The 12,185-nt window shown below is 51.1% G+C and carries 7 protein-coding genes and 4 pseudogenes; 9 read left to right on the top strand and 2 right to left on the bottom strand.

Annotation, left to right across the window (positions count from 1 at the left end):
- The first annotated feature begins 65 nt into the window (after positions 1–65).
- The gene (gene sixA, locus DZ54_RS0107630; protein ID WP_025673647.1) at positions 66–551 is read left to right on the top strand and encodes a phosphohistidine phosphatase SixA; all 486 of its coding nucleotides are present in this window, start codon (positions 66–68) and stop codon (positions 549–551) included.
- On the opposite strand, the pseudogene smrB reads toward sixA, so the two are convergent.
- Positions 548–1,077, bottom strand: a pseudogene (gene smrB / locus DZ54_RS19995) (endonuclease SmrB). The gene sixA and the pseudogene smrB sit on opposite strands and share 4 nt — an antisense overlap.
- A 120-nt stretch (positions 1,078–1,197) precedes the next feature.
- Between smrB and prmB the strand changes: the two are divergent.
- The 4 genes and pseudogenes from prmB to DZ54_RS0107660 all read left to right on the top strand — a co-directional run bounded on the left by prmB (position 1,198) and on the right by DZ54_RS0107660 (position 4,313).
- Positions 1,198–2,130, top strand: coding sequence for a 50S ribosomal protein L3 N(5)-glutamine methyltransferase (prmB, locus tag DZ54_RS0107640; protein ID WP_025673648.1), 933 nt, complete (start codon positions 1,198–1,200; stop codon positions 2,128–2,130).
- Positions 2,131–2,322: 192 nt separating this feature from the next.
- Complete coding sequence (aroC, locus tag DZ54_RS0107650) at positions 2,323–3,384, top strand: chorismate synthase (protein WP_025673649.1); 1,062 nt, start codon at positions 2,323–2,325, stop codon at positions 3,382–3,384.
- Positions 3,385–3,477: 93 nt separating this feature from the next.
- Positions 3,478–4,024: pseudogene (locus DZ54_RS20000) on the top strand (elongation factor P hydroxylase).
- A gap of 10 nt (positions 4,025–4,034) precedes the next feature.
- Complete coding sequence (locus tag DZ54_RS0107660) at positions 4,035–4,313, top strand: YfcL family protein (protein ID WP_025673650.1); 279 nt, start codon at positions 4,035–4,037, stop codon at positions 4,311–4,313.
- A gap of 137 nt (positions 4,314–4,450) precedes the next feature.
- On the opposite strand, the pseudogene mnmC reads toward DZ54_RS0107660, so the two are convergent.
- Positions 4,451–6,450: pseudogene (gene mnmC / locus DZ54_RS20005) on the bottom strand (bifunctional tRNA (5-methylaminomethyl-2-thiouridine)(34)-methyltransferase MnmC2/FAD-dependent 5-carboxymethylaminomethyl-2-thiouridine(34) oxidoreductase MnmC1).
- Positions 6,451–6,569: 119 nt separating this feature from the next.
- On the opposite strand from mnmC, the gene fabB reads away from it, so the two are divergent.
- From fabB to DZ54_RS20015, 4 genes and pseudogenes are all read left to right on the top strand, one after another.
- The gene (fabB, locus tag DZ54_RS0107670; RefSeq protein ID WP_025673651.1) at positions 6,570–7,784 is read left to right on the top strand and encodes a beta-ketoacyl-ACP synthase I; all 1,215 of its coding nucleotides are present in this window, start codon (positions 6,570–6,572) and stop codon (positions 7,782–7,784) included.
- A gap of 236 nt (positions 7,785–8,020) precedes the next feature.
- Positions 8,021–9,172, top strand: a pseudogene (locus DZ54_RS20010) (4-phosphoerythronate dehydrogenase).
- A complete protein-coding gene (locus tag DZ54_RS0107680; RefSeq protein ID WP_025673652.1) occupies positions 9,169–10,182 on the top strand; it encodes an aspartate-semialdehyde dehydrogenase in 1,014 nt (337 codons plus the stop codon). The pseudogene DZ54_RS20010 and the gene DZ54_RS0107680 overlap by 4 nt, the downstream one beginning before the upstream one ends.
- Before the next feature lie 301 nt (positions 10,183–10,483).
- Positions 10,484–12,185: FimV/HubP family polar landmark protein (locus DZ54_RS20015; protein ID WP_276201996.1), on the top strand; the 1,702-nt coding region annotated here is incomplete at its 3' end.

The raw sequence follows: 12,185 nt of genomic DNA on the forward strand, positions 1-12,185 counted from the left end.
GTCTTTGGTGTTTTACCTTGGTAGCATGCAGCCAATCTCAGTATAGAAGTGTGGGTATTAACGCGATGAAATTGATCATAATGCGTCACGGCGAAGCACAAGCTTTTGCGGCCAGTGATAGCGAACGCGGGTTGACCGCGCATGGCGAGCAACAGAGCCAACAAATGGCGACCTGGCTCAATCAACAGCTTGAAGGACAGACCCTGGATAAAGTGCTTGTCAGTCCTTATTTGCGTGCTCAGCAAACATGGCAGGCATGTGCGCCTTTGTTACCCATCGCTGACGAGGTCATCACGGAAGAAGATATTACCCCTTATGGACAAAGTGATCGGATCCACGCATATTTAAGCGCCATGATAGAGGTTGAAAAGCCTGGCGTTATCTTGGTGATCTCGCATTTGCCATTAGTGGGTTATTTGACCAATGAGTGGGTGAAAGAGGGCCAGGCGCCGATGTTCGCCACCTCGGCTATGGCAATCATTGATGTTGATACGGCGACGCAACAGGCATCACTGGACACCCTTATGTCTCCGCGTCAGCTCGGCCGCTAACGATCAGGCACTTCAATTAATACCAAGAGGGCGGCATCGCCACCAAACTCGCGTGGCGCTTGATGAAATGCCATCACACTGGGGTGCTGGGCGAGCCAGAGGGGGATTTTCTCTTTAAGGATGCCTGTGCCGATACCGTGCATCACACTGGCACAGCCGGTCCCCTCTTTGACGCACGCGGCGAGCATCGCCCCGAGCTCTCGCTTTGCCTCAGTTTGGGTCATGCCATGCAAATCTAAATAGATATCGGGCACATAGACGCCACGACGAAGCCGTTTGACTTCGTATTTAGAGACGTCTTGCCGTGCATATTGCATGGGCCTGATTCAGTTAAAAGTGGCTCAAACTGATCGGAGAAATAAAAGGCATTATCGCTACTTTGGCGCTCAAACTGACGCTGTTTACGTGGCTTGCTCATCTGGCGTTGTGGCGGGTTTATGGTATCCTGCTTCAACTTTTTTGCGCCTTTGACGGCATCACGGAATAGCGCCAAATCCTCTTCCGTCATCGATGGTTTTTGGCTCATGAAAAACTGTCTCCGAGGTAATAGGCTCATTGTACAATCAGCCGACTCAAAATGCTGCTTATTGTACTTACCTGGCGTCAAAGGGCGACCCTAAATTGCATGAAGCCGATGGAGGCCAATGTGGATACGATTTTTACTGAAGAAGTGGTCAGTGAGTTACATACGCTACAAGATATGCTGCGCTGGACAGTCAGTCGTTTCAATGCGGCAGGGCTGTTTTACGGGCATGGCACGGACAATGCGTGGGATGAGGCGGTGCAGCTAGTGTTACCCACACTTTATCTGCCCGTTGATGTGCCGTCAGAAACCCGTTTTTCTCGCCTAACCACCAGTGAAAAGCATCGTATTGTTGAGCGTGTAATTGCGCGGATTAACGATAAAACGCCGGTCGCGTATTTGACCAACAAAGCCTACTTCTGTGGGTTAGAGTTCTTTGTGGATGAACGGGTATTGGTGCCTCGCTCCCCGATAGGCGAGCTGATTCAACAAGAGTTTACCGGCATTTTGCCACACGCACCGAACCGAATCATGGATTTGTGTACCGGCAGTGGTTGTATCGCGATAGCCTGTGCCTATGCCTTCCCGGATGCAGAGATCGATGCGGTGGACATTTCCACCGATGCGCTTGATGTCGCCGAAATCAATATTCAGGATCATGGTTTGGAAGAACAGGTGATCCCAATCCGTTCCGACCTACTGAAAGATGTGCCGCAAGATAAATACGACTTAATTGTGAGCAATCCGCCTTATGTGGACGCGGAAGATATGGATGACTTACCGGATGAGTTTCGCCATGAACCGGAGCTGGGCCTCGCCGCGGGCACGGATGGATTGAAATTGGTGCGCCGAATGCTTGCTAACGCGCCGGATTATCTCAGCGAAGACGGTGTGCTGATTTGTGAAGTGGGTAACTCCATGGTGCATATGCAAGAGCAATATGGCCACTTGCCATTGCATTGGCTTGAGTTCGAGCAGGGAGGCCATGGCGTCTTTATGATGACGCGCCAAGATCTCATGGCGTGTGCTGATGAGTTTGCTCTTTATCGCGATTAATCGAAGCATCGTGGACTGACACACAAACAAGCCAGCCACGTGCTGGCTTGTTTGTGTCTGGCGCAGGTAACTTTTGTTGCAGCGCTTTGGTTGTGGTTTATGGTTTTTTTTGCGTCTTTAGTCGCTTTGTGGTTAATTGCTAACAAAGTACGCAAAAACATAACAATGCTCATCGGGTAAGTAGAGGAAGGCATGGCAGGCAATACGATCGGACAAATTTTTCGCGTCACCACCTTTGGAGAAAGCCATGGCGTGGCGTTAGGCGCCATTATTGATGGCTGCCCGCCAGGGCTTGAGCTTACTGAAGCGGATATGCAGCAGGATCTGGACCGCCGCCGGCCTGGTACCTCTAAGTACACCACGCAGCGTCGTGAACCTGATACAGTCAAGATTCTCTCGGGCGTGTTTGAGGGCCAAACCACGGGCACATCGATTGGTTTGATGATTGAAAACACCGATCAACGCTCAAAAGACTACTCCAAAATCAAAGATGTGTTTCGTCCAGGGCATGCTGACTTCACCTATCACCATAAATATGGCGTCCGTGATTATCGTGGTGGCGGTCGTTCGTCGGCGCGTGAAACGGCCATGCGCGTGGCAGCCGGTGCGGTGGCTAAAAAGTACCTTGCGCAAGAGCACGGCATTCAAGTGCGTGCTTATTTGGCGCAAATGGGCGAGGTCACCATCGATACCGTCGATTGGGCGCAAGTTGAGCAAAACCCTTTCTTTTGCCCGGATGCGAACAAACTGGATGAATTGGATGCGCTGATCCGCCAGCTGAAAAAAGACGGAGATTCCATTGGCGCTAAGCTCACTGTGGTGGCAGAGAACCTTCCGGTGGGCCTTGGCGAGCCGGTGTTTGACCGTTTAGATGCCGACATTGCTCATGCGCTGATGGGGATCAACGCAGTGAAAGGGGTTGAAATTGGTGATGGTTTTGACGTCGTCAATCAGCGTGGCAGTGAACATCGCGATGAAATTCACCCGGACGGGTTTGCCTCAAACCATGCGGGGGGCATTCTTGGTGGGATCTCTTCAGGCCAGCCGCTGGTTGCGCACTTGGCGTTAAAGCCTACCTCTAGCATCACAGTACCGGGCAAGAGTATTGATGTTCACGGTGAATCGGCGGATGTAGTGACGCGTGGCCGTCATGATCCTTGTGTGGGGATCCGTGCGGTGCCGATTGCCGAAGCCATGGTGGCGATTGTGCTGATGGATCACTTACTCCGCCATCGCGGGCAAGTCGGCGGTTAATAACGTCTCTGCTAAGCAACGGCCTCATTTTTATATTATTATTGATTAACTCTCCCCGCCATTCGCTGGCGGGCATGTTTGTAATTCTTCACTATGACCCATGATTATCACGATTTAATCCGACTGTTTAACCATACCTTTCTAGCGGCATATAACACCGAACTCTTGCTCGGTGGCGATGAACCCATTTATTTACCTGCGGATCAGAACCACCCGCATCACCGGGTGATCTTTGCGCGTGGCTTTTTTGCCTCGGCACTGCACGAAATTGCACATTGGACCATTGCCGGTGAAAAGCGTCGTCAGCTGGAAGATTATGGTTATTGGTATCAGCCCGATGGCCGAGATGCGCACACCCAAGCGGCGTTTGAGGCAGTCGAAGTAAAGCCACAAGCGATTGAGTGGATCCTTGCTGCAAGCTGTGGTTTTCGTTTTCAAGTGAGTTGCGACAACGTAAGTGGCGTGGAACCCGATCGCCATGCCTTTGCGCATAAAGTTCGTCAGCAAGTCATGGATTATTTATCTAGCGCAGAGGCAAGCCCGGCTTTGCCCGTGCGCGCCAAGCCGTTTTCTGATATCCTTGCGAGACTTTTACGGTGTCTCTGCTCTGGGGCCCGATGACTTTACGTTGCCCAGCTAAGGTTAATAAAATGAAAGTTCAAGATTATGAAGCACGTATTTTGGCATTAATCGATGAGATGGTTGATACCGCCTCAGACGATGAATTATTTGCGAGTGGCTATTTACGCGGTCACGTCTCGCTTGCGGCAGCAGATTGTGAGTTAGAGGGCATCGATGAGGTGGCGTCATTAAAAGCGCGCGTGGATACCAGCCTGTCTAAAAATGCGAGTGAGCTTTCGCCAGGCGATCAACGCCTAGTCGGCGCGCTATGGGATTTGCTTCAGCAACAAGTTGAAAAAAACGCCTAGCTCTTCAATATAGCTATTCTCATATAGCTATTCTCAATATAGATCCTTTCAATGCCCGCTCAGTGGTATTCGTCATTATCAAGCCATCGCATTAACGATGGCTTGGTTGTGTTTACCGATGTATTGGTGACGGCTTGCTACACCGCTTTACCTTTTAATAACTTGCGGACCCACATTCGTCCAGGGTGCAGGGTGTCGAGTACTGACTGAGACAAGGGTAAAGGCTCACCACACAACTGAGCGGCGAGGATTTCTGCCGCCAGCGGTGCCGAAGTGAGGCCACGAGAGCCTAGCCCAAGTAAGCAAAATAGTCCGGGGTAGATAGGTACCGAACCCGCTTTTTCTTTGTCTGTTTGCAGGCTTTGGTAGGCGGATACCAGAGCCGTGTAGTCACACACATTGCCAACAAACGGCAAGTGGTCGCGACTGGCACAGCGCACCCCCACGCGTCCTGTTTTGGCAACAGGCACATGATGTGCCCAATTGGTATCAATGCAATCTGTTAAGCGCTGCTGGTTTTCAACTTGATCGGCAGATTGGAATGCTAGGTCTGCATTATTGCGTCCATAACTCGCCCCTAAACAATGCTCGCCAGCCTGATTCGCAGGGGTGAGATACCCCTCGAAACACAACACGGTATTGAGCGCACTCAGATCGGCATTGGTCGGGACATGACTGACTTGACCACGTACCGGATAAACGGGTAGGGGCGCCGTTTGCTCAAAGCGGTTTGATTGATGGCCATTGGCGATAATCACGTTTTGATGGAACACATCACCGATTGAGGTGTTTAGTGTCCAGCCTTATCGGTTTGAGTCAGTGTCTCGACTTGGCAGTCAAAGTGAGCGCAAAACTGCTCCTGTTCTTGCGCGGCATCAATCACGCCAGTGGTAAACTGTTGTGGGCTGAGCCAGCCACCAAGCGGATAAAAAACGCCGGCATGCCCCGTTTCTATTCCCACTTTTTGTGTCACTGCGTCTTGGCTTACACGCATCACCAGTGGCTCAGGAAAGCCGCCGTTGAGCATTTTCTCGAGCTTGGAGGCGCTTTTCTCGTTATAGCCTAGTTGGGTGACCCCACACCAGTCGTGTTCAAAGGCGATACCTCGCTCGGCATGTTGGCGAATAAACTGCCGAGAAAATAAAAAGGCCGGTGCGAAAAATTGGCTCAAGTTATCGTTGTTGCCATTGAGTAGCGGATAAATTGCGCCTTGATGATTTCCTGACGCGCCCGCCGCTGGGTGCGGGTCTTGGCAATAAAGCGTGACTTGCTTGCCCCGTTGAAGTAATGCGGTAATCAAGGCTGCACTAGCAATGCCGCCGCCAATAATGGCAATGTCATCCGCTTTTGAGGCGGGGATGCGCGCATACCAAGGTGGGTGGCTGGCAGTGGCTTGGCGGGCAGGCAAAGCGCCAGCCAGCATTTCGCGCTTGTGACCAAAGCCTTTTACCTTTTTCATCTCAAAGCCGGCGTCGATCAGTCCGCGTCGCACGAAGCCGGCTGCGGTGAAAGTCGCGCAGGTGCAATGTTCGTGCGCAAGCCTTGCCATGCCATTAAATAAATCCTGGTTCCACATGTCAGGGTTTTTGCTCGGGGCAAATCCATCTAAGTACCACGCATCAACAATCCCTTCCTGACCTGTAGGTACTTGTGGTAACCAATCTTTAATATCCCCAAACCATAAATCGAGTGTAATCTGACCTTGAGCGAATACAATACGTTGACAACCCTCTAGCGGTAAGGGGTAATGGGCGCGAAGCTGTTCAGCGTATACCGCAAGCTCTTGCCATGCTTGATGCGCACGCGCGAGATCATCTACGGTCAAGGGATACTTTTCAAAACTGATAAAGTGGAGGTGCGTGACGGTGCTATCAAGGTTAGCATGGCGAAATTGGTCAAAGGTGTGCCATGTGGCGAGAAAGTTTAGTCCGGTCCCAAATCCGGTTTCTGCGATCACAAAGCGTGACGCGGATGCCGTGTGCCAACGTTCGGGCAACTGGTTTTGCGCCAGAAACACGTAGCGAGTCTCAGCCAAGCCGTCGTGATTGGAAAAGTAGACGTCGTCGAACTGATCAGCCACAGGCGTACCTGTATCATTCCAGCTGATTTTTGCATGGTCGATTGAGGGAGTGCTCACAAATGCCTCATACACAGGAAAGAGAAGATGGAAATTGTACTGATAGAAAGGAAAGCTGACCACTTATCAGCTTTAAAAACGCTATCATCCACTGCGAAATTAACGTCTAGGAAAGAATCATGAAACGAGCTGTCATTACAGGCATGGGGATTGTTTCCAGTATTGGTAACAACGTCAAAGAAGTGCTGGAGTCGCTCAAAGCGGGAAAATCTGGCATTAACTTCTCTCAGCAGTTTGCAGATATGAAACTGCGTAGCAATGTTTGGGGGGATCTCAAACTTAACCCAGCCGACCATATTGATCGTAAAAAAATGCGCTTTATGGGGGACGCGGCTGGCTTCGCCTATTTGGCTATGGAGCAGGCGATTGAAGACTCAGGCTTAGCCCCTGAGCAAGTTTCTAATCCGAGAACGGGCCTGGTTGCCGGTTCAGGAGGTGCGTCATCGGTCAACCAAGTCACCGCGGTTGATACCTTACGCGAGAAAGGTGTAAAACGCGTCGGCCCTTATATGGTGCCACGTACTATGTCATCCACGGTCTCTGCGTGCTTGGCGACCCCGTTTCAAATTAAAGGGGTCAACTATACCATGAGCTCCGCCTGTGCGACGTCGGCACACTGTATTGGTCATGCGCTTGAGCTTATTCAGTTAGGTAAACAAGACGTCGTCTTTGCTGGTGGCGGTGAAGAGCTTGATTGGTCGCTGACCATGATGTTTGACGCCATGGGCGCCCTATCAACTAAATACAACGATGATCCACAAAAAGCGTCACGTACCTATGATGCCGATCGCGATGGTTTCGTGATTTCTGGTGGTGGCGGTATGCTGGTGGTTGAAGAGCTTGAGCATGCGCTAGCGCGTGGTGCCACCATTTATGGTGAAATTGTCGGTTATGGTGCAACTTCTGACGGCTATGATATGGTCGCGCCATCCGGGGAAGGGGCGATGCGCTGTATGAACATGGCGATGCAAGATGTTGATGGCGAGGTGGATTATATCAACACCCACGGTACTTCAACTCCAGTCGGTGATGTTAAAGAACTCGGTGCCATCCAAGAAGTCTTTGCTGGTAAGAGCCCTGCCATTTCGGCGACCAAGTCGATGACCGGTCACGCACTCGGTGCGGCTGGGGCGCATGAAGCCATTTACTCGACGCTAATGCTTGAGCACGGCTTTGTCGCGCCAAGTATCAATGTTGATAACTTGGATCCGGCCGCTGATGGGCTAGATATTGTGACTCAGCCACGTGAGCAAGCACTTACTCGTGTGATGTCAAACAGCTTCGGGTTTGGCGGCACCAATGCCACCTTGGTGATTGAAAAATATCGCGGCTAATCCCGCGCCTATTCCCAGGTTTGCAGAGATATCCTGCTATCAGACAGGAGCCATTATCGATGAGAGCCGTTAATGGTCGCTTCAGATCCTGGACTGACCCGGCTACGGCCGGGTTTTTTTCGTTGGGCTTGAGTGAAAGCGTGCATTGTTTCGTGGGTGTTTTCTCGCATGCAGAGCGATAGAATGGGCGTTATTTTGCAGCGCTCGTACGCTACGTTGATAACAGGATGCCGACCGTGAAAATAGTTGTAGACGAAAACATGCCCTACGCCCAGACCTTGTTTAGCCAGTTAGGTGATGTCGTCGCTTTACCTGGCCGCGCCATTAGTGCTGACGATATTCAAGATGCCGATGCGCTTTTGGTACGTAGTGTTACTCAGGTGAACCACGCGCTAATTAAAGACGCTGAGTCATTGCGCTTTGTGGGATCGGCAACCGCGGGGGAAGATCACCTTGATTTTGATGCATTGCAAGCACAAGGCGTGTATGCCACGCTGCGCCGGGCTGCAACAAAGTTGGAGTGGCGGAATATGTGCTCAGTGCCTTATTGGTGTTGGCCCAACAGCAAGCATTTAAATTGACCGACCGAACAGTCGGTATTGTCGGTGTCGGTCACGTCGGAAGTTATCTCGCTGAGCGTTTAGCTGCACTTGGCATTAAAACCTTACTCTGCGATCCGCCGCGCCAGGCACGAGAGGATCTTGCTGACATGGTGGATATCGACACTCTGATTGCGCAGTCAGATGTGGTGAGCTTCCACACGCCTCTGACGTCGACCGGCGATCATCCTACCTATCACCTGATGAATAACGATCGACTAAACGCACTGGCGCCGGGAAGCATCTTGATTAATGCCGCACGCGGCCCGATTGTTGATAATGAAGCGCTTAAAGCACGTCTGGAACGACGTGATATTGATGTTGTTTTGGACGTATACGAGCATGAGCCTGAGGTCGATCTTGCTTTGGTCGAACGCCTAACCTTTGCAACGCCACATATCGCTGGTTATGGATTGGAAGGAAAAGCACGCGGTACGACCATGGTGTTTAATGCCTTGTGCCAACATTTATCGTTACCACAGCGCGCCGACGCCGCCGATCTATTGCCGACAGCCCCCATCTTATGTGCGATTAGCCGTCCCTTGGCAGCAGTCTGATCTCATGGCGTTAACCCAGCTTGTTTACGATATTCGTCGCGACGACAGTGATTTTCGCCGTGCGATGACACAAGCCGGAGAGAACAAGCAGGCACAGCGTACAGCCTTTGACCAATTAAGAAAAAATTATTGGGATCGGCGTGAGTACAGTGCGATCACGGTAGCCGGACATGCTGATTTCGGGTTACAGTCGCTGGCTAAGCTGGGCTTTAGTATTGAGGAGCACGCATGACACAAGCATTTGATGTTGCGGTTTTGGGCGCAACAGGTGCGGTAGGCCGTACCATTATCGACATTTTAGAAGAGCGCGATTTTCCTATTGGCACTCTCCACCTGCTTGCCAGCGAGCGCAGTGCTGGTGAAACCATCACCTTCAAAGGCGAAAGTTTGCGTGTGCAAAACGTCGATACCTTTGACTGGACCCAAGTTCAAATCGGCCTGTTTTCGGCAGGCGCACAAACGTCCGCACAGTGGGCCCCCGTTGCCGCAGAAGCCGGTGTTGTGGTGATCGATAATACCTCGCAATTCCGCTATGACTTCGATGTGCCGCTGGTGGTACCGGAAGTGAATCCAGCTGCGATTGGTGATTTTCGTAATCGTAATATTATTGCCAATCCAAACTGCTCAACGATTCAGATGCTGGTCGCATTAAAACCCATTTATGATGCCGTGGGGATTGAACGTATTAATGTGTCTACCTATCAATCCGTATCAGGTTCAGGAAAGTCGGGCGTCGACGAGCTCGCGGGCCAAACGGTAAAACTACTCAATAGCCAAGATGCGGAACCGTCGCTATATAGCGAACAAATCGCCTTCAATTGCTTGCCGCAGATTGATCAGTTCATGGATAACGGCTACACCAAAGAAGAAATGAAAATGGTGTGGGAAACGCAAAAGATTTTCGCCGATGAGATGATTGGGGTTAACCCAACCTGTGTCCGTGTGCCGGTTTTTTATGGCCATGCCGAAGCGGTGCATCTAGAGTGCCGTCAACCCATTGACGCGACAGAGGCGATGGCGATCCTCAACCAGCATGAACATATTGAAGTCTTTGAAGGTGAAACGTACCCGACACAAGTTAAAGAAGGGACGGGATCTGACAAGGTGCTTGTTGGACGGATTCGGAACGACATTAGTCACCCAAATGGTTTAAACCTATGGGTGGTGGCCGACAATGTACGCAAGGGCGCAGCGACCAATACGGTGCAAATTGCTGAAGTGCTAGTGCGTGATTATCTGTAAAGGATTCACTGACTCTTTATCAATGGGTCAGATAGAGTGATGGTAAGCGCGCCATTGCCCAAGGTTGATTGCTACCCCATCCGTTGATGGGGTATTTTTTAGGCACTAAAATTGCAAGCTGAATGTGCAAGAGTGGCAATGTTCGGCGTGTTGTGGCCTTATTATTGAGACAAAACTGAGGCAGAGCGCCCACAGTTTGATCGCACAACACACTTTTATATCATCAAACTACAGTTTTTCGCATGGCTTCCGATATAGTTAGATATTTAGTGAGGCCATTTCTGCCATAGGGAGTGCGGGTGTGTCCAACGCACAGCAAAGTGAACAGTCTTCTTCTCAAATTCGATTGACGACAACCTCGCACACGATTAGGCGGCATCTTATTGCCGTCGTGGGATTGTTGGCGATCAGTCTCGTCAGTGTGTCGACCGTTCCGGTTGAAGCGGCGATTCGTATTCTAGGTCCGCAAGAGGAAATGACGGCCGAGTCGTCATCCGTCCAACAACCGCCTGGAGTGGAATCCGCGCAGCAATATGGCCCAACAGGTGCAAACGAAACCTTGTGGTCGATTGCAACCCAGATGCGTCCTAACACGCAAGTCAGTGTCTACCAAACACTGGGCGCGATTTTCCGTCTTAATGCCGATGCGTTTGCCAACAATAATATTCACCGCTTGCAGCCAGGCAGTACACTCGCGATGCCAACCTTGGCGCAAATCGAACGAGAAAGTACGCAAGACGTTGTTAATCGTCTAGAAATTGATGATGCACGTAAGCAAGCGCAAAATGCCACGCCATTGAGTGATCAAGTTACCCAGCCTGAGGTTCAAGACCCTGCGCGCGCTGAGCCAGAACCACCATCTCCGGAATCGCCACAAAGTGCCTCAGAAACAGAACAGGCACCAGATTCTGAACCTAGCGAGGCCGATGCACCACAACCTGAAGTCGTGGAGACGTTGCAATCGCAGCTGCAATCGTCAGATCAAGAAATGACCCGCTTAGTTGAGAGTAATCATGTGCTCAAAGTGCGCTTATCCGAAGTTCAGTACGAACTGAATGCGCTGAAAGAAAAAATGAGCAGTGATGACGAGTTGAATCAGGAAATACGTGCGTTCCTAGAGCAGCAGCGGGAGCAGCAGGCCAAACAAGAAACTCAGCCACCCTCTGCGGTCGATTCGCTACTAGATAATCCACTATTGCTTGCCATGTTGGCGATTATCCCTGGTGCATTAATTGCGGGTGGGATTTTCTTCTTCCTCGCTCGCCGTAAGAAACAAGACGAAGAGAGTGACGAACCCGCATCACTGGACCATGATGAGCTGGATGATATGCCGGTTATCATGGTGCCCGATCCGGAAGATGAGCAGGAAGAGGAGAATGATCCGGACCAATCTGACGATGAGTTAGAGATCACTGAGGATGATCGTGGCGATGAGAATGTGGCATTTGGTGATGACACCGACCTCGATGACCTCAATCTTGACGATGAACTGGATGACATGTCTGGAAATGAATCCAGCGTCGCACCAACCAGTGACGACGCCATTGGGCTAGAGGACATGGAGCGTGCGTTAGATGAATTAGCGGATACACCGCCCGCTGATACCGACACGTCCGCCGACGACGCAGAACAACCGGAAGAGGAAATGAGCGCGGATGAGGCGCTTGCGCTGAGTGGGCGAAAGCTCTGGAAGAAGGTAACGACAGTGATGTTGATGATATCGATGCCTTGCTCGCCGGTGAGTCCGGCTCCGAATCGTCGTCTGAGGAAGCCCCCGAGTCAACACGTGAATCAGAGACGGACGTGGAGCGTGATACCACTGCTACCGCGGACGAGAGTCCTGACACGACCGAAGATTCGGAAGAGCAAGCACCGAATGATGCATTATTTGATTCAGCCCTTGCCGATGAGCCAGAGCTGGATCTCAGCCAAGAGATCGATTTATCAGAAGATGATAACGAAGATGATAGCGAAGATGCCGTCTCGCTCGATAACACGACAGA

It is taken from the genome of Salinivibrio socompensis S35, from assembly GCF_000513715.1.
Taxonomy (GTDB): domain Bacteria; phylum Pseudomonadota; class Gammaproteobacteria; order Enterobacterales; family Vibrionaceae; genus Salinivibrio; species Salinivibrio socompensis.